This window comes from Labedaea rhizosphaerae (assembly GCF_004362825.1).
Taxonomy (GTDB): Bacteria; Actinomycetota; Actinomycetes; order Mycobacteriales; family Pseudonocardiaceae; genus Labedaea; species Labedaea rhizosphaerae.
The window spans coordinates 1,185,501-1,207,509 of the sequence record NZ_SNXZ01000001.1 but is presented as its reverse complement, the minus strand read 5'-3'; the positions used below and the strand labels follow the sequence as shown (position 1 = coordinate 1,207,509).

Sequence of the window (22,009 nt, the reverse complement as noted above, 5' to 3'; positions counted from 1 at the left end):
GATCGAGAGGACTCAAACCCGTGCAGCTCGGACTCGTCGGCCTCGGCAAAATGGGCTTCAACATGCGCGAGCGGTTGCGCAAGGCGGGCCACGACGTCGTCGGCTTCGACCACAACCCGGAGCGCTCCGACGCCACGTCACTGGAAGACATGGTGTCGAAGCTCGAGGCACCCCGGACCGTGTGGGTCATGGTCCCGTCCGGCGAGCCGACCCGGCAGACCGTGCGTGAGCTCAGCGACCTGCTGAGCGAGGGCGACCTCGTCATCGACGGTGGCAACTCCCGGTTCACCGACGACAAGGCGAACGCGGAACACCTGGACAGCAAGGGTTTGCGTTACCTGGACTGCGGTGTGTCCGGCGGTGTCTGGGGTCTGGAGAACGGCTACGGCCTCATGGTCGGCGGTGCCAAGGAAGACGTCGAGCGCGCGCTGCCGATCTTCGACGCGTTGCGCCCGGAAGGCCCGCGCGAGCAGGGCTTCGCCCACGTCGGCCCGGCCGGTGCAGGTCACTACGCGAAGATGATCCACAACGGCATCGAGTACGGGCTGATGCAGGCCTACGCCGAGGGCTTCGAACTGCTCGAGGCGTCCGAGCTCGTCGAGGACGTGCCCGCGACGATCAAGGCGTGGCAGCGCGGGACCGTCGTCCGGTCGTGGCTGCTCGACCTGCTGGTCAACGCCCTGGACTCCGACCCGGAGCTGGACGACCTGCGCGGCTACGTCGAGGACTCGGGCGAGGGCCGGTGGACCGTCGAGGAGGCGATCAACCACTCGGTGCCCGCGCCGGTGATCTCCGCGGCGCTCTTCGCCCGGTTCGCCTCGCGCCAGGACGACTCACCCGCCATGCGCGCGGTTGCCGCGCTGCGCAACCAGTTCGGCGGGCACGCCGTGCACGCGGCCGGCCCGAGCTCCGGTTCGGGCTCCACCCAGTGAGGTAACACGCTGTACGTCCGGCACCTGCAGGTCACCGACTTCCGTTCGTGGGAACACGCCGATCTCGCGTTGGAACCCGGCGCGTCCGTGCTCGTCGGTCAGAACGGCCAGGGCAAGACCAACCTGGTCGAGGCGATCGGCTACGTCGCCACCCTCGGTTCGCACCGGGTGGCGACGGACGCGCCGCTGGTCCGGCACGGCTGCCCGCGCGCGGTGGTGCGCACGGCCCTGGTCAACGAAGACCGTGAGCTGACCGTCGAGCTGGAGATCGCGCCGGGCAAGGCGAACCGGGCGCGGGTCAACCGCGGTCCGGTGCCGCGCCCGCGCGACGTGCTCGGGATCCTGCGCACCGTGTTGTTCGCGCCCGAGGACCTGGCGCTGGTGCGGGGCGACCCCGGCGAGCGGCGCGCGTTCATGGACGCGTTGCTCGTGCAGCGCGCGCCGCGGTACGCGGGCGTGCGGGCGGACTACGAGAAGGTGTTGCGGCAACGCAACGCCCTGTTGAAGTCGGCGGGCGCGGCGCGCCGTGGCGGACGCGGGGGTGAGAACGACCTGAGCACGCTCGACGTGTGGGACGGGCACCTCGCCAAGCACGGCGCCGAGTTGCTGGCCGCGCGGCTGGACCTGGTCGACGACCTCGCCCCGCTCGTCGCCGCGGCCTACGCCGGGGTCGCGCCGGAATCGCGGCCGGCGGCGATCGGATACCGCAGTTCGCTCGGCGAGGCGTTGCCGACCGGCGGCGAGCGCGCCGACGTTTCTGCCATCACCGAGGCGTTGCTCGCGGCGCTTGGGGAGAAACGAAGTCAGGAACTCGAGCGGGGGGTGAGCTTGGTCGGGCCGCACCGCGACGAGCTCGACCTCGTGCTCGGCGAGGCCCCGGCCAAGGGCTACGCCAGTCACGGCGAGTCGTGGTCGTACGCGCTGGCGCTGCGCCTGGGCGCCTACGAGTTGTTGCGCGCGGAAGGCACCGAACCGGTGCTCGTGCTCGACGACGTCTTCGCCGAGCTCGACCGGCGCCGGCGACAGCGACTCGCCGAAGTGGCCATAGCGGCCGAACAGGTCCTCGTGACGGCGGCGGTGGAGGAGGATGTGCCCGGCGAGTTGGCCGGCACCCGCTTCCGGGTGGCCGACGGGGAGGTGCGTCGTGTCGAGTGAGTCGGACCGATCGGAGTCGCCCGAGGTCACGCGGGGTGATGTGATCAAACCCACATCTGGGGACAACCCTGTGGATAGTGTGGATAACGCGGTCACCCAGCGCCCGAATGGGCCGACCAAAACGGGCAAACCGGACAACGGCCAAACTCGAACGAGTGAGTTGGCAACCGATGGTGATCAGCACACCGGGCCGGAACTGCGGGGTTCAGATCTTGCCAGAGCCGCTTTGGCGGCCGCGCGGGAGGTCGCCAAAACCCGCAACCCGACGGGCCGCAAGGGCGTCGCGGGCGCGCTGCCGAGCCGGTCGCGCCGACGCCGTCGCTGGTCCGGGGCGGGCGCCGACGACCGCGACCCGCAGCCGCTGGGCCGGCTCGCCTCCCGCGTCGCCACCGCCCGCGGCTGGAACGAGCGCCTGGTCGGCGGGCAGGTCTTCGGCAAGTGGGCCGAACTGGTCGGTGAAGAGGTGGCCGAACACGCCAAGCCGGTGACGCTCAAGGAAGGCGAGTTGACCGTCGCGGCCAGCTCCACCGCGTGGGCGACGCAGCTGCGGCTGCTGCAACGCCAGCTCATCGCCAAGATCGCCCGGGGGGTCGGCAACGGCGTGGTCACCAAGCTCAAAGTGCAGGGACCCGCTGCGCCCAGTTGGCGTAAAGGGCCCCGCCATGTGTCCGGCAGAGGCCCGCGCGACACCTATGGCTGACCGCAGCTTGACAGCGCGTGTCTGGCGTTGACGCTGCCGCCTCGCGGATGTCGGGCCAGCGGTGCCACCCGTCTGGGTCGACTTCATCGTCTCTGTGAGCAATCTAGACGTGTCCCAGGCCCACTTCTGACGAGTCGCCCCAGTACTATGGAGAGAGGGATCCCGACGGGGACGTCGGAGTGGACCAGGGAGAGAGAGCGGCACGTGGCAGCTGACAGGCAGAACAACGACTACAGTGCCGGCTCCATCTCAGTCCTGAAGGGGCTCGAGGCCGTCCGGCTGCGCCCCGGTATGTACATCGGCTCCACCGGCGAGCGCGGCCTCCACCATCTTATCTGGGAAGTCGTCGACAACTCCGTCGACGAGGCGATGGCCGGCTACGCCACCAAGGTCGAGGTGACCCTGCTGGCCGACGGCGGTGTGCGCGTGGTCGACGACGGCCGCGGCATCCCGGTCGGCGAGCACCCCGAGGAGCACAAGTCGACCCTCGAGGTCGTCATGACCATGCTGCACGCGGGCGGCAAGTTCGACAGCGACTCCTACGCGGTGTCCGGTGGCCTGCACGGCGTCGGCATCTCCGTGGTGAACGCGCTGTCCTACCGGCTGACCGCCGAGATCTTCGTCGATGGCCACGTGTGGACGCAGGAGTACCAGGACTCCAAGCCCGTCACCCCCGTCCAGCAGGGCGAGCCCACGTCCAAGACCGGCACCATCATCACCTTCTGGGCCGACCCGAAGATCTTCGAGACCACCGAGTACAACGCCGAGACCGTCGCGCGCCGGCTGCAGGAGATGGCCTTCCTCAACAAGGGCCTCACCATCGTGCTGCGCGACGAGCGGGTGTCCGATGTGGACACCGAGGCCGACGCCGAGGGGCAGACCGCGCGGGTCAAGGAGCGCACCTACCACTACCCGGGCGGGCTCGAGGACTTCGTCAAGCACATCAACCACACGCGCGAGCCGATCCACGAGAAGATCCTCGGCTTCGAGGCCAAGGGTGAAGGCGTCGAGGTCGAGGTCGCGATGCAGTGGAACACCGGCTACAGCGAGTCGGTCTACACCTTCGCCAACACGATCAACACGCCCGAGGGCGGCACGCACGAGGAAGGCTTCCGCGCCGCGCTGACCCGCGTCGTGAACGTGTACGCGCGCGACAAGAAGCTGCTCAAGGAGAAGGACGCCAACCTCACCGGCGACGACATCCGCGAGGGCCTCGCCGCGATCGTGTCGATCAAGCTGGCCGAGCCCCAGTTCGAAGGGCAGACCAAGCAGAAGCTCGGCAACACCGAGGCGAAGACGTTCGTGCAGACCACGTGCAACGAGTGGATCGCCGACTGGTTCGAGCGCAATCCCAACGAGGCCCGGTCGATCGTCACCAAGGCGGTGTCCTCCGCGCAGGCCCGGCTGGCCGCGCGCAAGGCGCGGGAGTTGGTGCGGCGCAAGGGCGCCCTCGACATCGGCGGCCTGCCGGGCAAGCTGAAGGACTGCCGCTCCACCAACCCCGAGGAGTGCGAGCTCTACATCGTGGAGGGTGACTCCGCGGGTGGCTCGGCCAAGGAGGGGCGCGAGTCGCGGTTCCAGGCGATCCTGCCGATCCGCGGCAAGATCATCAACGTGGAGAAGGCGCGGATCGACCGCGTGCTCAAGAACACCGAGGTCCAGAGCCTTATCACGGCGCTGGGCACCGGCATCCACGAGGACTTCGACCTGTCGAAGCTGCGCTACCACAAGATCGTGCTGATGGCCGACGCCGACGTCGACGGCCAGCACATCCGCACGCTGTTGCTGACGCTGCTGTTCCGGTTCATGCGCCCGCTGGTCGAGCACGGCCACGTGTACCTGGCGCAGCCGCCGCTCTACAAGATCAAGTGGCAGCGCATCGAGCCGGACTACGCGTACTCCGACCGCGAGCGCGACGGCCTGATCGAGCAGGGCCTGGCCAACGGCAAGAAGCTCAACAAGGACGACGGCATCCAGCGGTACAAGGGTCTCGGTGAGATGAACGCCGACGAGCTGTGGGAGACCACCATGGACCCGGCTAACCGCCTGCTGCTGCAGGTCACCCTCGACGACGCGGCAACCGCGGACGAACTGTTCAGCGTGCTGATGGGTGAGGACGTGCAGGCGCGCCGTTCGTTCATCACCCGCAACGCCCGCGACGCCGGCTTGTTGGACATCTGAGTGACCTCGGGCACCGAACGCCCGGCGGAAAGGACGAAGCTGTCGTGACCGAGACACTGCCTCCCGAGCACGACCGGGTCGAACCGGTCGAGATCCAGCAGGAGATGCAGAACTCGTACATCAACTACGCGATGAGCGTGATCGTCAGTCGCGCTCTGCCCGATGTACGAGACGGCCTCAAGCCGGTGGCCCGCCGAATCCTGTACTCGATGTACGACTCGGGCTTCCGCCCGGAGCGCAGCTACAACAAGTGCTCCCGCGTCGTCGGCGACGTCATGGGCAACTACCACCCGCACGGCGACTCGTCGATCTACGACGCTCTCGTGCGCCTGGCCCAGCCCTGGTCGATGCGCTACCCGCTCGTCGACGGCCAGGGCAACTTCGGCTCTCCCGGAAACGATCCGGCCGCCGCGATGAGGTACTGTAACCCAGGTCACACTCGGGTGCGGTTGGCCGAAGGTGGTTCGGTCCGGCTCGACGAGATCGTGCCGGACGCGGCGCCGAACTCGGACAACCCGATCGACCTCAAGGTCATCGGTCGCGGTGGCGAGCTCGTTCGCGCGGACATGCTGTTCCACTCCGGCAGCCACCCGACGCGCAAGGTCACCACCCGCGAGGGCTACGAGCTGACCGGCACACTCAACCACCCCGTGCTGTGCCTGGTGAACGTCCTCGGTGTGCCGACGCTGCTGTGGAAGCTCCTGGAAGAAGTCCAGCCCGGCGACCGCGTCGTCCTGCAGCGCGTCATGAACGACGACGCATCGGTTGTCACCGACGATCAGCGCGCAGCCGCGATCTTGGCCGGTGGCCTGATCTCCGAAGGCTATCTGTCGCGAACCTTCGTTGAATTTGCCAACACGGACAGTGACTACTTCGACATCGTTCGTGATGCTTACGCGCAAGTTGTTGGTAGCTCGGCAAACGAACGCACGGAGATCACATCCACCGGCAAGGTTCTGCGGAGGTTCAGGGGCACAGCTTCGGGTGTGCGCCGCAGCGTCCTGACTGAGCTCCTGGGCTACTTGAGCGCTGAGAAGCACGTACCGGAGTTCGTCTGGCAGAGCGGTGCGGCGGTCAAGCGTGCGTTCCTTGCGTCGCTATTCACCGGCGATGGCTCGGCATCTTCCTTGCCGCGCAACAGCGTGCAGGTCTCGTACTCGACCCGCAGCGAGCGGCTGGCGCTCGACGTCCAGCAGTTGCTGCTCGAGTTCGGCGTGGTGAGCAAGCAGGTCCGCTACGACCACGGCGAGATCAAGGTCGTCATCACCAACCGTCGTGATGCCCGGCTCTTCGCCGAGCGCGTCGGGTTCCTGGGCGCCAAGCAGGACAAGCTGGTCGCCATCCTCGAAGCGATCCCGCTGGACAGCCGGTCGATGTCGAGCGACCACGTGCCGTTCGTCGCCGACTTCCTCCGCGCGCACGGGGCAACTCGGTGGACCGAGCGGGATTGGTTGCGCCGCAACAACATCGACCGCGTCGCGCGGTGGGAGACCCGTCGCGACGAGATCGTCGAGCGGATCACCGACCGCGAAGCGCTCGAGGTCGTCGAGCCGTTGGTGGACGGCCGCTTCTACTACGCCGAGGTCGCCTCCGTCGAAGACGCGGGCGTCCAGCCGGTCTACAGCCTGCGAGTCGACAGCGACGACCACGCGTTCGTCACCGACGGCTTCGTCAGCCACAACACCGAGGCGCGGCTGGCCCCGTTGGCCATGCACATGCTGGCCGACATCGACAAGGACACCGTCGACTTCGCCGACAACTACGACGGTCGCACGCAGGAACCGCTCATCCTGCCCTCGCGCATCCCGAACCTGCTGGTCAACGGCGGTTCCGGCATCGCAGTCGGCATGGCGACCAACATCCCGCCGCACAACCTGCGCGAGGTCGCGGCGGGCGTGGTCTGGGCGCTGGAGAACTTCGAGGCCGGCGAGGACGAGACGCTGGCCGCGCTCATGCAGCGGATCAAGGGCCCGGACTTCCCGACCTACGGCCTGATCCTCGGCACCTCGGGCATCGAGGACTCCTACCGCACGGGTCGCGGTTCGATCCGCATGCGCGCCATCGTCGAGGCGGAGGAAGACGCCCGCGGCCGGCAGATCCTGGTCGTCACCGAGCTGCCCTACCAGGTCAACCCGGACAACCTGATCGAGAACATCGCGCAGCTGGTCCGCGACGGCAAGATCACCGGGATCTCCGAGATCGCCGACGAGTCCAACAAGCGCAACGGCATGCGCATCGTGATCACGCTGCGGCGTGACGCGGTCGCGAAGGTCGTGCTGAACAACCTCTACAAGCACACCCAGCTGCAGCAGAACTTCGGCGTCAACATGCTGGCGCTGGTCGACGGCGTGCCGCGCACGCTGCGCCTCGACCAGATCATCCGGCACTACGTCAAGCACCAGATCGAAGTCATCGTCCGGCGGACCAAGTACCTGCTGGCCGAGGCCGAGCGCCGCGCCCACATCCTGCGTGGTCTGGTCAAGGCGCTCGACGCGCTCGACGAGGTCATCGCGTTGATCCGGCGCTCGCCGTCGGCCGAGGAGGCCCGCCCGGCCCTGATGTCGTTGCTGGACATCGACGAGGTCCAGGCGACCGCGATCCTCGACATGCAGCTGCGTCGCCTGGCTGCCCTGGAACGCCAGAAGATCATCGACGACCTGGCCAAGATCGAGGCCGAGATCGCCGACCTGCAGGACATCCTGGCCAGCCCGGAGCGGCAGCGCACGATCATCCGTGACGAGATGATGGAGATCGTCGACAAGTACGGCGACGACCGGCGCACGCAGATCATCCCGTTCGACGGCGACGTCTCGATCGAGGACCTGATCGCGGTCGAGGACGTCGTGGTGACCATCACCCGATCGGGTTACGCCAAGCGAACGAAGACCGACCTGTACCGCGCGCAGAAGCGTGGTGGCAAGGGCGTGCAGGGCGCCGGCCTCAAGCAGGACGACATGGTGGACCACTTCTTCGTGAGCTCCACCCACGACTGGATCTTGTTCTTCACCAACAAGGGCCGGGTCTACCGGGCGAAGGCGTACGAGCTGCCCGAGGCCAACCGCAACGCCCGTGGCCAGCACGTGGCGAACCTGCTCGCGTTCCAGCCGGACGAGCAGATCGCCCAGGTCATCCAGATCAAGGACTACGAGGTCGCGCCGTACCTGGTGCTCGCGACCAAGTCGGGCCTGGTCAAGAAGTCCAAGCTCGCCGACTTCGACTCCAACCGCTCCGGTGGCCTGATCGGCATCAACCTGCGTGAGGGCGACGAGCTCGTCGGCGCCGTGCTGTGCTCGGCCGAGGACGACCTGCTGCTGGTTTCGGCGGGCGGTCAGTCGATCCGGTTCCACGCCAGCGACGAGGCGCTGCGCCCGATGGGCCGTGCCACCTCGGGTGTGCTCGGCATGCGGTTCCGTGACGGCGACGAACTGCTCAGCCTCGGCGTGGTCCGCGAAGGCATGTTCGTGCTGGTGGCGACCGACGGCGGGTACGCCAAGCGGACGCCGATGGAGGACTACCCGGTCCAGGGCCGCGGTGGCAAGGGCGTGCTCACCGTTCAGTACGACAGCAAGCGTGGCAGGCTGGTGGGTGCGCTCATCGTCGATGCGCGCGACGAGCTGTACGCCATCACTTCGACCGGCGGTGTCATCCGGACATCGGCGGAGCAGGTGCGCAAGGCGGGCAGGCAGACCAAGGGTGTCAGGTTGATGAACCTCGGCGATTCCGCGACCCTGGTTGGTATCGCCCGCAGCGCCGAGGAGTCCGTGGAAGCGGAAGCCGAAGCTCCGCAGGTGACGGAAGGCGAACAGCCCGCCGGTGACAGCGACGAGAGCTGACGAAGGACGCTAGGGGAATCGGTAGGGGAGCTCCGTGACACCACCGCACACGCCGGACAGCGACGGCGACGCCGACAGCACGACACAGCGCACCTCCCCGGTGGCGACGTCGCCGCAGAAGCGCCCGGTGTCCGCCGATGACATGGAGCTCGCCAGCGTGAACCCGCCGCCGTGGCGGCGGGTCGCCGAGGACGCGCGCGAGGACGAGGCCGACGCGCAGACGACGGTCGCCGTCCCCGTGCCGTCTTCCGACGACGACGAGCCTCAGCGCGAATCCGGTCGCCTGGACGAGGACGAGGTCGCCAAGGTCCCGTCGTACACCGGCGAGGAGACGGTGCACATCGAGCGCCCGGTGGTGTCCGGGACCGCGGCGGGGAGCCTGTTCAACACCGGTCCGCAACCGGCCATCCCGTCGGGGGCGGACCAGCGTGAACGGTCGTCGGTGCGGCTCTCGGGTGGCACCGTCCGTCCGACCAGTCCACCGAGCGCGCTGCGCCGGCCGGGGCGTGGGCCGCGGCGGGCGAACCTGCAGATCAAGCGGTTCGACCCCTGGTCGGTGCTGAAGTTGTCGCTGGTGCTGGGCATCGCGTTGTTCTTCGTGTGGCTGGTCGCGGTGGGCGTGCTGTACGCGGTGCTCGACGGCATGGGCGTGTGGGACAAGGTCAACAGCACCACGACCGAGTTCTTCCAGACCGGGAGCGATGGCGGCACCGCGGAGCCACTGATCAGCGCCGGGCGCGTGTTCGGCGTCGCCGCGATCATCGGCGCGGTGAACATCGTGCTGTTCAGCGCGCTGGCGACGGTGGGTGCGTTCATCTACAACGTGTCCGCCGATCTTGCCGGCGGCATCGAGGTCACCCTCGCCGAGCGCGAATAAAACCCCCCGCGCTCGGGGCACGGACTCGGTACGCTAATCTTCACCACGTACCAGGGCCTATAGCTCAGACGGTTAGAGCACTTCGCTGATAACGAAGGGGTCAGAGGTTCAAGTCCTCTTAGGCCCACGGAACCTCTGGCGACGTGTGTCCGCGGAACGCGCGGACCACGTCGCTTCCGGTTTCTTGTGGGGGTGCAACCCCCACGCCCCGCCCGGAGGGCTTCGCCCCCGGACCCCCAAGCTTGTTGCTCCGGGTGACCACCCGGGTGGCCACGGTGCTGTGGCAGACTGGCGGGCAACAGCTCATGTGGCTGGGGAAAAGCTGTTACATGCCAGAGGAGGCATCGGACGTGAAGAAGCTTCTCGCACTCGCGGCTGTCGCTGGCGGCGTTCTGCTGTTCGTCAAGCGGAGCCGCTCGGCCAAGGCTGAAGCCGACCTGTGGCGCGAGGCGACCGCTCCGGCCGGCAACAACGGCGCCAAGAAGGCCTGACTTCCCGGATCTCCGGATCCCGGTGCGCTCGACCGTACGAGCCGCACCGCCAGGGGACGTAGCTCAATTGGCAGAGCACTGCCTTTGCAAGGCAGGGGTTAGGGGTTCGATTCCCCTCGTCTCCACGACGAACTGTGCGTGGTCAGGCCGAGTGTCAATTGTCGCCGCATCTCTTTGGCGCGGAACGCCGCGGTGACCATTCCGCCGAACACCAGCGACAACAAGATCCAGAATCCCGACGGCGATACCGCCTGTCGAGGTCGCTGTGGGTCGGCGATCGGTGCACCGCGGCGCATGCGGATTCAGCGCCCTCGCCTCACTCCACGAAGGTGATTGCGCCTGAGGGGCACGAGTCCGCTGCATCTCGGACGGCTTGTTCGTCTCCAGGCGCCACTTCCGCCCGCAAGACGACCACGGTCCCGTCGTCGTCCTGGTCGTAGCACGTGGGCGCCGTCAGGACGCACATGCCGGCGCCTATGCAGACTTCGCGGTTTGCTTCTGCTTTCATCACCACTCCACGGGCAGTCGGTGCACTCCGTAGATCGCCATCCGGGTGCGCATCGGGATGGCCGATTCCTCCACCGCCAGGCGGAGGTTCGGGAACGCGTCGATCAACGCACAATAGCCAATCCGCATCTCGATCCGCGCCAGCTGCTGGCCCAGGCACTGGTGGATGCCGTGGCCGAACGTCAGGTGGCCCTGCGTCGGCCGGTGCAGGTCCAGTTTGTCCGGCTCCTCGAACCGCGACGGGTCGCGGTTGGCGGCCGGCAGGGAGATCGACACGGCGTCGCCCGCGCGCACGACGACGTCACCCAACGGGACATCGGCGATCGCGGTTCGGACGGTGCCGAAGTGGACGATGGTGAGGTAGCGCAACAGCTCCTCGACCGCGTTCTCCACCAGTGACGGGTCGGCACGCAGCGCGTCCCACTGCGTCCGGTCGTGCAGCAACGCCATCGTGCCCAGGCCGAGCATGTTCGCCGTCGTCTCGTGGCCGGCTACCAGGAGCAGGAAACCCATCCCGGCCAGCTCATCGTCGGTCAGGTCGTCGTGCTGGACCAGGCCGCTCATGATGTCGTCGGCCGGCTTCCGGCGCTTCTGGGCGACGAGGTCGAGCATGAACTCGTTCACCGCGTCGCGGGCGGCCAGCGTCTCGCTCTGCTTCAGCTCGAGGTCGAGCAGACGCGCGGTCTGCGTCTGGAACTCGTCGCGGTCGGCGTAGTCGACGCCGAGCAGCTCGCAGATCACCAGCGACGGGATCGGCAGCGCGAACTCCTGCACCAGGTCGACCGGCGACCCGTGCGCCCGCATGGCCTCGATCCGGGCCTGGGTGATCTCCTCGATCCGCGGCTCGAGTTGGCGCATGCGACGGACGGTGAACTGGCCGGTCAGCAGCTTGCGCAGCCGCGTGTGTTCCGGCGCGTCCATGCCGATGAAGAACCCCGGCTGCGCTCCCTGCGGCTTGAACGGCTCGCCGCCGCGGCTGATCGGGAACCGGCGCAGCTCGAAGCGGGAGCTGAACCGCTTGTCCGCCAACACTTCCTTGGCCAGCGCGTGACCGGTCACCAGCCAACCGACGTGGCCGTCCGGGTACAGCAGCCTGCTGATCGGCGGCAGCTGCGCCAGCTCGGCCGGCGGGTCGAACGGCGTGGTCCGGGTCATGGGCAGCGAGCGTGCTTCGACGGTCGTCATCGCGTGTGTCCCTCCCTGTACTGCGCGTAACTCCAGTAATAGCAGGAGTCACTACCACTTTTCAATCAATGCAACTTTTCCCTTCACGGCGTACCATGCGGCGATGACCGACGCCCTTGGCCTGCGCGAGCGCAAGAAGCTGCGCACCAGGGCGACGTTGACCGCGGCCGCGCTGCGGCTCTTCGAGGAACAGGGCTACGAACAGACCACCGTCGCCGAGATCGCGGCGGCCGCGGACGTCTCCACGCGCACGTTCTTCAGCTACTTCGACGGCAAGGAAGACGTCGTCTTCCGCGAGCAGGGCCGCGGGCTCGAACGGGCGGCCGAACTCGTCCGGGCCAACGCGCCGAGCACGTCTCTTGTGGACAATCTGCTCGCCGTTGTGGAGGACAAGCTTTCCAGCGCAACGGATTCCGCCGCGGAGCTGTTCGAGTTCGGACCCGCCGTGCTGCGCCTGGTCGAGTCCGTGCCGGCACTGCAAGCCGCCTCGTTGCGGCGGATCGACCGGGCCCAGGCCGCCCTGGTCGACGTGCTCGTCGAGTGCTACCCCGACCGCGACCAGGTGGACATCGCGGTCGCCGTGGGCATGGTGTTCGGCGCGTTGCGGGCGGCGTCGGTGATCAGCCTCAAGCGCGGCGACGACCTCGACACCGCGCTCGCGGCCGTGCGCCGGGCCGTCGACGCCGCCGTGCACGGCTTGCGCGGCACATTCGGGGGATAACCCCACCCAACGTCGGGGGTTGGCGTGATTCACCGCGCCCGGCCGCGTCCCTAGCGTGAAAACCCATGAGGACAAAGGCATTCGTGAGCGCTGTGGCCATCACGGCGGCGCTGCTCGGTGGCTCGCAGGCGTCGGTGGCCGGCGCGGCCACGCCGACGCTGCCCCCGCCGACCGGCCCGCACCACGTCGGGCGGTTCGACGTCCACCTGGTCGACGCGAGCAGGCGCGACCCGTTCGACCCGACCGTCCCGGTCCGCGAGCTGATGGTCAGCGTCTGGTACCCGGCGTCCGGCGGCACACAGAAACCCCTTGCCCCACAACAACTCCCGGGTGCTGCGCAGGCGTTCGGGGAACTGGCGGGCAAGGTCAACTACGGCGTGCCGCCGGGCACGGTCGACTGGGCGGCGACGATGAGCCACGCCCATTGGCGCGCCCCGGTCGAACACGGCCGGTGGCCGGTGGTGCTCTACTCCCCGGGCCTGGGCGACCCGCGCGACTGGAACACCAGCCTCGTCGAGGATCTGGCCAGCCGCGGGTACGTCGTCGTCACGATCGACCCGACGTACGAGTCGTCGGGCGTCGAGTTCCCGGGCGGCCGCGTGGTTCGCAGCGTCGTCTTCGACGCGGAGCCGACCCAGCAGCTGCTGCACACGATCCTCGACACCCGGGTCGCGGACACCAGGTTCGTGCTCGACCGGCTGCACGGTCTGCCTTTCGCCGACTCGGACCGGATCGCGGTGGTCGGCCAGTCCGGCGGTGGATTCACCGCGCTGCAAGCGATGCACGACGACCGGCGGATCAAGGCGGCGGTCGACATGGACGGTCAGCTCGCCATCTCGTTGGGCGACAACGGCACGGATCTGTCCACTGTGGCCATTGACGGCGTCGACCGGCCGTTCCTGTTGTTCGGCACCGAAGCCGGCGGCCACGCGAAGCGCCCGTCGTGGGCTTCGCTCTGGCAGCACTCGACCGGCTGGCACCGCGACCTGCTGCTGACCGGGACCACCGAAGGCGCCTTCACCGACGCGGCACCGTTGCTGCACCAAGGACCGGCGGACGCGACCGCGGCCAAGCGGGCGTACGTGGCCTCGTTCCTCGACCGGTTCCTGCGCGGGCACGACGACCACCTGCTCGACGCCCCGTCGCCCAGCTACCCGCACGTGGAATTCGAGGGCTGACACGCCCGACCGCGGGATCCGGTTCCACGTGGAACCGGATCCCGCAGTCGGTACCGATCAAGCCGCGACGGGGACCCCCACGCGTTCTTGGTTGCGGCTGAAGACGCTGCTCAGCGCCCACTTCCCGGGCCCGGTGACCGCGATGATCAGGAACGCCCAGCAGAACATCGCCGCCGACTCGCCGCCGTTCTCGATGGGCAGGAAGTTCTTGGGGAAGTGGACGGTGAAGTACGCGTACGCCATCGAGCCCGAGCAGATCAGGGCGGCGACCCGGGTGCCGATCCCGAGAGCCACCAGCAGGCCGCCGACCAGCTGGATGACCGCGGCCCACCAGCTCGGCCACTCGGCGAAGGAGGGCGGGGCGCCGTGCCCGCCGCCGAACAGGCCGAACAGCGTCGCCGCGCCATGGCAGGCGAACAGCAGGCCGACCACGATCCGGAACAGGGCGGTGACATGGGGTCTTGCCTGGTCTATCCGACGCATCGGGGAGCTCCTCGTGCCGGGGGATAAGGTTAGGTAAGGCAAGGCTAATAAGTAGGTGAAAATTACGGTACCGCTACGTGGCCCAGGCCACACGTAGGGTGACATTCCCAGTCTGGTTCACTAAGGCTCCTATGAACCGAGCCATCGCCACGGCCGTGTCCCTGCCGGTCCTGCTCGCCGCACTGGTCGCGTGCAGTTCGGACACCGCCGACCAGCCGCCGACCGGCACCGCCGGCACCAGCACCGCGGGCGCGGACACGTCGTCCTCGCTGCCCGACAAGGGCGTGCACATGCCGGGTGCCCCCAAGCCCGCCGCCGACGGGCCGTGCCCGTACCTGGACACCGAGTTCGTGATGGACGCCAACGGCCAGCACGTCACCGGCGTGAAGGTGTCGGCCGACAAGCCGCACCCGGCCTGCTTCTTCTACCGCCCGGACGGCAGCCTGCAGGTCACCGTGCAGGTGTACGTGGGCGACGCGAAGACGGCGCGGGCCATCGTCGACCGGGCCGCGCCGGTCAAGACGTCCAACCCGGCGACCGCGCCGGACGGCTGGAACGGGGGCGCCATGCCGACCCCGGACGGCTCGATCTACGCCGTCGCCAAGGGTGGCAACGCGGTCGTGACGACCAGCAACCAGAAGCAGACGATCAAGGCCAAGCGGATCACCGTCCAGGCGATCGAGTCACTCGGCCTCTAGCGCAAGCGAAAGAGGGCGGTCCCGGCCGGGACCGCCCTCTTCCTGCGTGTGGCCTACTTCTTCTCGCTGACCGGCGAGCTCGGCACGTGCTGGCCGTTGCGCTCCGCGGCCGGCCGGGGCGCGTCGGACGCCTTGGGAGCCGGCTTCGGCTCCGGCGCCTGGGGCTCCGGCTTCGAGCGCAGCACGTAGGCGGCACCAGCGGCGACCGCCGCCAGCCCGACCATCCACGGCCACTTGCGCCGCTTGTTCTCCTTCTTGGCCTTCTTGGCGTTGACCGCCGCCGCCTTGGCATCCGCCCTGAGCTGCTTGGCGGTGGCCATGGCCTGCTTCGCCAGGTCGCTGCCCTTGCCCTTCTTGCGGGCCTTGCCAGCGTCCTTGCGCGCCTTCTTCGCGGCCTTGGCGAGATCCTTGCGGGTCGTCTTGGCCTTCGCGACCAGCTTCTTGCGGGTCCGCCGGGTGGTCTTCGCGGCTTCCTTGCGCGCCACGTCGGCACCCTCGGCCAGCGCCGAGGCCAACTGCTGGGGCGCGATGCCCCGTTCGGTCAGCTTCTGCTCGGCCACCGCCGCGGCCTCCACGCCTGCTTGCTTGGCGCGATCGACACCGCGGCGCACGGCGAGGACGCCCTTGCGCGCGGCCTTCTCCGCCGTCTGTGCCCGGGTCATGGCGTCACCTCTTCGTCCTCCTGCTCCCGGTGGCTTGCTCCCCGAGAGGGTTCTTGCACCTCTCATCCTGCCCCTTCCGCGCCGATCCCGCCGGGGATGACAGGATGTCGCGGTGGCAGAGAGCACTGCATCCAAGCTGACCGCGATCCTGCACACCACGCAGGGCGACATCCGGCTCAACCTGTTCCCCGATCACGCACCGAAGACGGTGGCCAACTTCGTCGACCTCGCCGAGGGGACGAAGAACTACTCGACGACCAACGCCAAGGGCGGGGCGACCGGGCCGTTCTACGACGGCTCGATCTTCCACCGGGTGATCGACGGCTTCATGCTCCAGGGCGGAGACCCGACCGGAACCGGCCGTGGTGGCCCCGGTTACGACTTCGCCGACGAGTTCCACCCGGAACTGCAGTTCAACCGGCCGTACCTGCTCGCCATGGCGAACCCGGGCCGGCCGAACATGAACGGCTCGCAGTTCTTCATCACGGTGGCGCCGACGACGTGGCTGAACTTCAAGCACACGATCTTCGGTGAGGTCGCCGACCAGGAGTCCCGCACCGTGGTGGACGCGATCTCGCGCACCCAGACCGGTCCGCAGGACAAGCCGGTCGAGGACATCGTCATCGAACGGGTGACCATCGAGCGCAACCCTTCGTAGGGTTGAGGGGTGACCACCAACCCGGCCGAGCCTCCGCAGCACCCGGGTGAGCACGGCGCGCCCGTACAACCGGTGTGCGCCCGCCACCCAGACCGGCCCACGGGGCTGACGTGCGTGCGCTGCGGGCGTCCAGCATGCCCGGAGTGCCTGCGGGAGGCCTCGGTCGGCTACCAGTGCGTCGACTGCGTGAACGAGGGCCAGCGCACCCAGCGCCGGCCCACGACGGTGGCCGGCTCGCGGTCGCTGCGGCGCAGGATGATCGCCGTGCCGGTGCTGATCGTGATCAACGTCGGCGTGTTCGTGCTGACCGCGGTGCAGGCGAAGAGCATCACCAACAACACCGCGTCGGACGCGTTCGAGAAGGGCGCGCTGTTCCCCGCCCTGGTGGACACCGGGGAGTGGTGGCGGCTCGTCACGTCCGGGTTCCTGCACTTCGGCAGCCTCGGCGGCTACGGCCCGGTGCACCTGATCTTCAACATGTTCGCGTTGTACGTGCTCGGGCGTGACCTCGAGCCGCTGCTCGGCTGGGCCCGCTTCAGCGCCGTCTACCTGCTGGCGTTGCTGGGCGGGTCCGCCGCGGTGATGCTGTTCAGCAGCCCGTACACCTTCGCGGCGGGCGCCTCGGGGGCCATCTTCGGCCTCTTCGGCGGGATCGCGGTGGTCGCATACCGGCTCAAGCTGAGCCTCACCCCGGTGCTCAGCCTGCTGGCCGTGAACATCTTCCTCAGCGTCGCGCTGCCGGGGATCTCGCTGGCCGCCCACCTCGGCGGTCTGGTCACCGGCGCGATCGCCACGGCGGGCATCGTGTACGCGCCCCGCGAGCGGCGCAACCTCGTCCAGGGCGGGGTGGTCGTGCTGGTGTTCCTGCTCGTGGTCGCGCTGATCGTGGTGCGGATCGGCACGCTGGACTGCACGAAGGCGGCGTTCGACAGCGCCTTCTGCACGAACTAGGCCTTCTGCGCGAACTAGGTCCGCAGCGCCAGCAGCGTGTAGGCCACGTCCTGCGGGTCCTCGCCGAGGTCCAGCTTGCCGAGCAGGATCAGGCCGGGCTGGGCGGCGTTCTCGGCGTCGAGTTCGACCAGGTGGACCTCGCGGCCCAGCCTCCGGGTCTTGGTGAGCCGGACGTTGACCTCCGCCCACGACCATCGCACCGAGCCACGCAGCCCGCGCACCTCGACGCCGGTGGCGTCCGCACGCAGCCGCGGCCGCGCGATCGTGCCGAACAGGGACACGAAGGCCAGCACGACCGCGGCGATACCCAAGAGCAGCTTGCCCATCGGATCGGGACCGAGGATCGCGATGGCGGCCGCCACGACGGCCAGGAACCAGCCGAGCGCCACGAGGGCCGCCGCCGGCGCCCACGCAGCGGGTTCGCGGGGGTTGGTCACCTGATCGAGTGTCCCAATACGAAGTTGTCCACAGCGGTTATCCACACTGGGGATGAGTTACAGCCATGTGGTTCAATCACGCTGCGCTGAACGGGGGTATCGGTCGGGCTACCCGGTCGCACTGTCCGGTGGAGAGGGGTGTGGAAGCGACCGCTCAACGCCACCGCATCGTCATCAGCAACCCGCCGATCATCAGCGCGAAGCCGATCGCGAAGTTCCAGTTGCCGAGGTCGTTCATGAACCCGATCTTCTGGCCGGCGATGTAGTTCACGACCAGCCAGGCCAGGCCCAGCAGCATGACCGCGAGCATCACGCCCACGTAGATCGGGTGGGACGGCCCGGCGGAGCGCACCTTCACCGGCGTGCGCCGGTCGGCCGGCGCGACGTACGCGGACTTCTTGCGGACCTTGGACTTGGGCATCGGAGTCCTCGTCTGACGTGCTGGTGTCAAGTTGCGGGTGACGGCGCAACCCCCGTCGGCCCGACACGTTAACGTAACTGGCTGGGTCGTCGAACCACCAGTGCGGCGATACAAGGGTTACCTGCCCGAGAGGAGCGCGTGGTGGGCACCGTCGAAGAGATCGGGGCGGACGAGAACGTCCAGCCGCCTGAACCACCGCAGCGGCGCAGCCCGGTGCGCATGACCGTGCGGACGATCGGGGAACTGCTGATCACCGTGGGTCTGGTGGTGCTGCTCTTCGTCGCCTACGAGGTCTACGTCACCGACTGGATCTCCGCGGGCAAGCAGCGCGACGCCACCGCGGCGCTCGACCGCGAGTGGAAGCAGCCGCCCTCGACCACCGAGGCCCAGCGCAAGGCCCACTTCCAGGGCCTGAAGGAAGGCGAGGGCTTCGCGAAGATGTACGTGCCGGCGTTCGGCGCGGACTACCGCTTCACGATCCTCGAGGGCACCACGGAGTCGACCCTCGAGGTCGGCCCCGGCCACTACAAGGGCACCGCCTATCCGGGCCCGACCGGCAACTTCGCGGTCGCGGGCCACCGGGTGGGCAAGGGCGCCCCGTTCAACGACATCGACCTGCTCGAATCCTGCGACGCCATCGTGGTGGAGACCCGGGACACCTGGTTCGTCTACCGCGTGCTGCCCAAGGACGACGAGGTCAGCGGCTGGGCCGCGGGCAAGGGCAAGCGAGCCAGGTGCAAGGGCGTGGCGCCGCTCGGCGGGCAGTACACGCAGGTGCGCGGGCAGGAGATCGTGCTGCCGAGCGAGGGATCCGTGGTGGCCACCGTGCCGCACAAGGACGTCGTCCCGCCGCCGGATCAGCAGGTCGGGCTGATGACGCTGACCACGTGCAACCCCAAGTTCTCCGACCGGCAGCGGCTGATCGTGCACGCCGTGCTCGTGCACGTCATCTCGAAGGACGACCTGGCACCCGGCCAACTCCCCGATGAGATGAAGGAGAGCTGATGTACGGCTGGATCTGGCGGCATCTCCCCGGACCGTTCGCGGTGCGGGTCGCCACGGCGACCGTGCTGGTGCTCGGTGTCGTCGCGTTGCTGATGTTCGTGGTGTTCCCGTGGGTCGAGCCCATGCTGCCGTTCAACGAGGTGACCACGCAGTAGCCGCTACTGTGGCGACCATGCGTGTGCTGGTGGTCGACAACTACGACAGCTTCGTCTACAACCTCGTCCAGTACCTCGCGCAGCTCGGCGCCGAGTGCACCGTGCTGCGCAACGACGTCCCCGAACTGTCCGCCGACGGCGCCCTCGACGGCTACGACGGCGTGCTGCTGAGCCCCGGGCCCGGCACGCCCGAACGGGCCGGTGCGTGCGTCGAGATCGCCAAGGAGTGCGCGCGGCGGCGGCTGCCGGTGCTGGGCGTGTGCCTCGGCCACCAGGCGATCGGCGTTGCGTGGGGCGCCACCGTGGATCGCGCGCCGGAGTTGCTGCACGGCAAGACCAGCCAGGTCTTCCACGACGGCAAGGGCGTGCTCGCCGGGCTGTCGAGCCCGTTCACCGCGACCCGGTACCACTCGCTGACCATCCTGCCCGACACCGTGCCCGCCGAGTTCGAGGTCACCGGCCGCACCGAGACCGGGATCGTGATGGGCATGCGGCACCGCGAGCTGCCGGTCGAGGGCGTGCAGTTCCACCCCGAGTCCGTGCTCACCGACGACGGGCACCGGATGCTGGCCAACTGGATGGCCGGGGCCGGGCACCCGGTCGACGAGGTGCTCGTGAGCCGGCTGACCCGGGACATGCGCGAGCTGACCAAGGCCGCCGCTCGCTGATCGGCCCCCGAACACAGAACCCCGAACACAGAACCGCCCCGGGACCAAGGTTGGTCCCGGGGCGGTGTGCTGTGTCGGGTCAGCCGCCCCCGCCGCCGCCTCCGCCGCCGCCACCCGGCCGGTACTGCAGGACGATCAGCGTCACGGTGCCGTCCTTGTCGACCTTCTCGCCCGGACCCGGGTTCTGGTCGTCGACCTGGCCGATCTTCGTCGGGTCGTCGGTGTCCGCCTTCTGGATCTGGATCTGCCCGGTGAAGCCGAGCTGGGCGAGGTGCTGGCGCGCCTCCTGCTCGGTCATGCCGACCATGTTGTCGATGGTGATCTTGTTCGCCTGACCGTTGGACACCATGAGCGTGATCGTCGTGCCCGGGGTGACCTCCGTGCCGGCCTTCGGGGCCTGGTCGACGACCGTGCCCTTCGGCTTGTCGGAGTCGACGTCCTGCCGGGTCGCCTGCAGGCCCGCGCTCTGCAGGTTCTGCGCCGCCGCGTCGTAGTCCTGGCCGGTGTAGTCGTCGACCGTGACCTTCTCCGGCGCCTTGCCGACCGTCAGGGTGACCGGCGTGCCCGGCTTGACCTGGGTACCGGCCGACGGGCTCTGCGCGATGACCTTGCCGACCTTGTCCGGGTCGTTGGTCTCCGTCTCCTGCACGTCCGGCGCGGCCGAGAGCTTGGCGTCGGTCAGCTGTTTCGTGGCGTCCTCGGGCGACTTGCCGACCACGTTGGGCACCGGCACCGCGTCGGGCTGCTTGCCGATCTTCAGCAACACCTGCTGGGTCTTGGGCATCGACGCGCCCGCGGCCGGGTCGGTGCTGACCACCTTGCCGATGTCGTTCGGCCCGCAGGCGCCCGGCGAGTTGTCCGCCGTGGCCCCGCAGGCGACGTATTCGGTGTGGTACTTGATGTCGTCCTTGGCCAGCTGGTTCTGCGCGGCCGTCTCGGTCTGCCCGACCAGGTTCGGGACCTTGTAGGTGTCGGCCCCCGGCGCCTGCTGGTTGCTGCTGCTGGTCATCAGCCAGATGACCATGCCGATGATCACGACCGCGAGCAGCACGCCGAGCGCGATGAGCCAGGCACGCCGCCTGCGCCGCCTGCGCTCCTCTTCCTCGTCGTAGTCGTCGTAATCGTCGTAGTCGTCGACGAGGGCATCGGGGCGGTGCCGCCCGGTGACCCGGGTCTCCGGCGCCCGGCCGGCCCCCATGATCGTGGTGCGGTCCGCGTCGGTCATCACCATCGGCGCGGACGGGCGCTGGCCCGACAGCACGCGCACCAGGTCGGCCCGCATCTCCGCGGCCGACTGGTAGCGGTTGGCCTGGCCCTTGGCCATGGCCTTGAGCACGATCGCGTCCAGCTGCGGGGTGACCCTCGGGTTCAGCGCCGACGGCGGCTTCGGGTCTTCCCGGACGTGCTGGTACGCCACGGCCACGGGGGAGTCGCCGGTGAACGGCGGCTCGCCGGTGAGCAGCTCGAAGAGCACGCACCCGGCCGCGTAGACGTCGCTTCGGGCGTCGACCGCCTCACCGCGCGCCTGCTCCGGGGAGAGGTACTGCGCGGTGCCGATCACGGCGGCGGTCTGCGTGACGGCGGCCTGGCCGTCGGCGACCGCACGCGCGATGCCGAAGTCCATCACCTTGACCGCGCCGGTCCGGGTGATCATGACGTTGGCCGGCTTCACGTCCCGGTGCACGATCCCGTGCCGGTGCGAGAAGTCCAGCGCCGCGCAGACGTCGGCCATGATCTCCATGGCGCGCTGGCCCGGCAGCGGGCCCTCGGTCTTGACGATGTCGCGCAGCGTCCGCCCGTCGACGTACTCCATCACGATGTACGGCAGCGGGCCGGTGTCCAGGCGTGTCTCGCCGGTGTCGTACACGGCCACGATCGCCGGGTGGTTCAGGGCGGCGGCGTTCTGCGCCTCGCGGCGGAAGCGCTCCTGGAACTGCGGGTCACGCGCGAGGTCGGCACGCAGCACCTTCACGGCCACGTCGCGCCCCAGGCGCACGTCGCGGCCCCGGTGGACCTCGGACATGCCGCCGTAGCCGAGTGTCTCGCCGAGCTCATAGCGATCGGAGAGCAGTCGCGGTGTGGTCATCGGTACGTCGTCCCGCTCCTCGTCA

Annotated in this window: 22 protein-coding genes and 2 tRNA genes; 17 read left to right on the top strand and 7 right to left on the bottom strand. The window is 68.8% G+C overall.

The features are described from left to right. Nucleotides 1-20 precede the first annotated feature (20 nt). The 9 genes from gnd to EV186_RS05520 all read left to right on the top strand — a co-directional run bounded on the left by gnd (nucleotide 21) and on the right by EV186_RS05520 (nucleotide 10,294). Nucleotides 21-932, top strand: coding sequence for a phosphogluconate dehydrogenase (NAD(+)-dependent, decarboxylating) (gnd, locus tag EV186_RS05560; RefSeq protein ID WP_133847962.1), 912 nt, complete (start codon nucleotides 21-23; stop codon nucleotides 930-932). Between the two features lie 9 nt (nucleotides 933-941). After that, nucleotides 942-2,087, top strand: a complete 1,146-nt coding sequence (recF, locus tag EV186_RS05555; RefSeq protein ID WP_133847961.1) for a DNA replication/repair protein RecF — start codon at nucleotides 942-944, stop codon at nucleotides 2,085-2,087. Between the two features lie 160 nt (nucleotides 2,088-2,247). Then, nucleotides 2,248-2,787 carry a DciA family protein gene (locus EV186_RS05550; RefSeq protein ID WP_243753825.1) on the top strand — a complete coding sequence of 180 codons (540 nt, stop codon included), beginning with the start codon at nucleotides 2,248-2,250 and terminating at the stop codon, nucleotides 2,785-2,787. A gap of 204 nt (nucleotides 2,788-2,991) precedes the next feature. Continuing rightward, entirely contained in the window at nucleotides 2,992-4,968 is a 1,977-nt protein-coding gene (gene gyrB, locus EV186_RS05545) for a DNA topoisomerase (ATP-hydrolyzing) subunit B (protein ID WP_133847960.1), read from the top strand. Nucleotides 4,969-5,012: 44 nt separating this feature from the next. Further along, the gene (gyrA, locus tag EV186_RS05540) at nucleotides 5,013-8,801 is read left to right on the top strand and encodes an intein-containing DNA gyrase subunit A (RefSeq protein WP_133847959.1); all 3,789 of its coding nucleotides are present in this window, start codon (nucleotides 5,013-5,015) and stop codon (nucleotides 8,799-8,801) included. Between the two features lie 34 nt (nucleotides 8,802-8,835). After that, complete coding sequence (locus tag EV186_RS05535; RefSeq protein WP_424982062.1) at nucleotides 8,836-9,678, top strand: DUF3566 domain-containing protein; 843 nt, start codon at nucleotides 8,836-8,838, stop codon at nucleotides 9,676-9,678. 53 nt (nucleotides 9,679-9,731) lie between these two features. After that, nucleotides 9,732-9,805, top strand: a tRNA-Ile gene (locus EV186_RS05530). 223 nt (nucleotides 9,806-10,028) lie between these two features. Next, nucleotides 10,029-10,169 (top strand): DLW-39 family protein, encoded by a 141-nt coding sequence (locus EV186_RS39830; RefSeq protein ID WP_243753926.1) that lies wholly within the window; start codon nucleotides 10,029-10,031, stop codon nucleotides 10,167-10,169. 52 nt (nucleotides 10,170-10,221) lie between these two features. Continuing rightward, nucleotides 10,222-10,294: transfer RNA gene (locus EV186_RS05520), tRNA-Ala, on the top strand. Between the two features lie 191 nt (nucleotides 10,295-10,485). On the opposite strand, the gene EV186_RS05515 is transcribed toward EV186_RS05520, so the two are convergent. Further along, nucleotides 10,486-10,635 carry a ferredoxin gene (locus tag EV186_RS05515; protein ID WP_424982373.1) on the bottom strand — a complete coding sequence of 50 codons (150 nt, stop codon included), beginning with the start codon at nucleotides 10,633-10,635 and terminating at the stop codon, nucleotides 10,486-10,488. 41 nt (nucleotides 10,636-10,676) lie between these two features. Continuing rightward, nucleotides 10,677-11,861, bottom strand: a complete 1,185-nt coding sequence (locus EV186_RS05510; protein ID WP_133847956.1) for a cytochrome P450 — start codon at nucleotides 11,859-11,861, stop codon at nucleotides 10,677-10,679. 103 nt (nucleotides 11,862-11,964) lie between these two features. On the opposite strand from EV186_RS05510, the gene EV186_RS05505 reads away from it, so the two are divergent. Next, nucleotides 11,965-12,582 (top strand): TetR/AcrR family transcriptional regulator, encoded by a 618-nt coding sequence (locus tag EV186_RS05505; protein WP_166659029.1) that lies wholly within the window; start codon nucleotides 11,965-11,967, stop codon nucleotides 12,580-12,582. Nucleotides 12,583-12,647: 65 nt separating this feature from the next. Then, nucleotides 12,648-13,760, top strand: a complete 1,113-nt coding sequence (locus EV186_RS05500) for an alpha/beta hydrolase family protein (protein WP_133847954.1) — start codon at nucleotides 12,648-12,650, stop codon at nucleotides 13,758-13,760. A 57-nt stretch (nucleotides 13,761-13,817) separates the two neighbouring features. On the opposite strand, the gene EV186_RS05495 is transcribed toward EV186_RS05500, so the two are convergent. Next, the gene (locus EV186_RS05495) at nucleotides 13,818-14,243 is read right to left on the bottom strand and encodes a DoxX family protein (protein WP_133847953.1); all 426 of its coding nucleotides are present in this window, start codon (nucleotides 14,241-14,243) and stop codon (nucleotides 13,818-13,820) included. Between the two features lie 131 nt (nucleotides 14,244-14,374). Here EV186_RS05495 and EV186_RS05490 point away from each other — a divergent pair, with 131 nt between their 5' ends. Then, on the top strand, nucleotides 14,375-14,941 hold the full coding sequence (locus EV186_RS05490) for a DUF2020 domain-containing protein (RefSeq protein WP_133847952.1): 567 nt from the start codon (nucleotides 14,375-14,377) through the stop codon (nucleotides 14,939-14,941). Between the two features lie 53 nt (nucleotides 14,942-14,994). Here the strand turns inward: EV186_RS05490 and EV186_RS05485 are convergent, their stop codons facing one another. Next, nucleotides 14,995-15,603, bottom strand: a complete 609-nt coding sequence (locus EV186_RS05485; RefSeq protein WP_133847951.1) for a hypothetical protein — start codon at nucleotides 15,601-15,603, stop codon at nucleotides 14,995-14,997. 112 nt (nucleotides 15,604-15,715) lie between these two features. On the opposite strand from EV186_RS05485, the gene EV186_RS05480 reads away from it, so the two are divergent. Continuing rightward, complete coding sequence (locus tag EV186_RS05480; protein WP_133847950.1) at nucleotides 15,716-16,261, top strand: peptidylprolyl isomerase; 546 nt, start codon at nucleotides 15,716-15,718, stop codon at nucleotides 16,259-16,261. A 9-nt stretch (nucleotides 16,262-16,270) separates the two neighbouring features. Continuing rightward, the gene (locus tag EV186_RS05475) at nucleotides 16,271-17,212 is read left to right on the top strand and encodes a rhomboid family intramembrane serine protease (protein WP_133847949.1); all 942 of its coding nucleotides are present in this window, start codon (nucleotides 16,271-16,273) and stop codon (nucleotides 17,210-17,212) included. A gap of 14 nt (nucleotides 17,213-17,226) precedes the next feature. Here the strand turns inward: EV186_RS05475 and EV186_RS05470 are convergent, their stop codons facing one another. Next, nucleotides 17,227-17,649 carry a PH domain-containing protein gene (locus EV186_RS05470; RefSeq protein WP_243753824.1) on the bottom strand — a complete coding sequence of 141 codons (423 nt, stop codon included), beginning with the start codon at nucleotides 17,647-17,649 and terminating at the stop codon, nucleotides 17,227-17,229. Between the two features lie 154 nt (nucleotides 17,650-17,803). Further along, the gene (gene crgA / locus EV186_RS05465) at nucleotides 17,804-18,070 is read right to left on the bottom strand and encodes a cell division protein CrgA (RefSeq protein ID WP_133847948.1); all 267 of its coding nucleotides are present in this window, start codon (nucleotides 18,068-18,070) and stop codon (nucleotides 17,804-17,806) included. 141 nt (nucleotides 18,071-18,211) lie between these two features. Between crgA and EV186_RS05460 the strand changes: the two genes are divergently transcribed. Genes EV186_RS05460 through EV186_RS05455 form a run of 3 tightly spaced genes read left to right on the top strand, consistent with a single transcriptional unit; the run spans nucleotide 18,212 to nucleotide 19,898 of the window. Beyond that, nucleotides 18,212-19,075: a class E sortase gene (locus EV186_RS05460; RefSeq protein ID WP_341814219.1), complete on the top strand. Its 864-nt coding sequence runs from the start codon at nucleotides 18,212-18,214 to the stop codon at nucleotides 19,073-19,075. Then, on the top strand, nucleotides 19,075-19,230 hold the full coding sequence (locus EV186_RS38740; protein ID WP_166659028.1) for a hypothetical protein: 156 nt from the start codon (nucleotides 19,075-19,077) through the stop codon (nucleotides 19,228-19,230). Before EV186_RS05460 ends, EV186_RS38740 begins: the two co-directional genes overlap by 1 nt. Before the next feature lie 17 nt (nucleotides 19,231-19,247). Next, on the top strand, nucleotides 19,248-19,898 hold the full coding sequence (locus EV186_RS05455; RefSeq protein ID WP_133847947.1) for an aminodeoxychorismate/anthranilate synthase component II: 651 nt from the start codon (nucleotides 19,248-19,250) through the stop codon (nucleotides 19,896-19,898). Nucleotides 19,899-19,977: 79 nt separating this feature from the next. On the opposite strand, the gene pknB is transcribed toward EV186_RS05455, so the two are convergent. Beyond that, nucleotides 19,978-21,984: a Stk1 family PASTA domain-containing Ser/Thr kinase gene (gene pknB / locus EV186_RS05450; protein WP_133847946.1), complete on the bottom strand. Its 2,007-nt coding sequence runs from the start codon at nucleotides 21,982-21,984 to the stop codon at nucleotides 19,978-19,980. Nucleotides 21,985-22,009 lie beyond the last annotated feature (25 nt).

Excerpts from the sequence above, each read along its gene's own strand:
- EV186_RS05515 (WP_424982373.1), bottom strand. The coding sequence starts at position 10,635 with ATGTGCGTCCTGACGGCGCCCACGTGCTACGACCAGGACGACGACGGG.
- EV186_RS05510 (WP_133847956.1), bottom strand. The coding sequence starts at position 11,861 with ATGACGACCGTCGAAGCACGCTCGCTGCCCATGACCCGGACCACGCCG.
- EV186_RS05505 (WP_166659029.1), top strand. The coding sequence starts at position 11,965 with ATGACCGACGCCCTTGGCCTGCGCGAGCGCAAGAAGCTGCGCACCAGG.
- EV186_RS05500 (WP_133847954.1), top strand. The coding sequence starts at position 12,648 with ATGAGGACAAAGGCATTCGTGAGCGCTGTGGCCATCACGGCGGCGCTG.
- EV186_RS05495 (WP_133847953.1), bottom strand. The coding sequence starts at position 14,243 with ATGCGTCGGATAGACCAGGCAAGACCCCATGTCACCGCCCTGTTCCGG.
- EV186_RS05490 (WP_133847952.1), top strand. The coding sequence starts at position 14,375 with ATGAACCGAGCCATCGCCACGGCCGTGTCCCTGCCGGTCCTGCTCGCC.
- EV186_RS05485 (WP_133847951.1), bottom strand. The coding sequence starts at position 15,603 with ATGACCCGGGCACAGACGGCGGAGAAGGCCGCGCGCAAGGGCGTCCTC.
- crgA (WP_133847948.1), bottom strand. The coding sequence starts at position 18,070 with ATGCCCAAGTCCAAGGTCCGCAAGAAGTCCGCGTACGTCGCGCCGGCC.
- EV186_RS38740 (WP_166659028.1), top strand. The coding sequence starts at position 19,075 with ATGTACGGCTGGATCTGGCGGCATCTCCCCGGACCGTTCGCGGTGCGG.
- EV186_RS05455 (WP_133847947.1), top strand. The coding sequence starts at position 19,248 with ATGCGTGTGCTGGTGGTCGACAACTACGACAGCTTCGTCTACAACCTC.
- pknB (WP_133847946.1), bottom strand. The coding sequence starts at position 21,984 with ATGACCACACCGCGACTGCTCTCCGATCGCTATGAGCTCGGCGAGACA.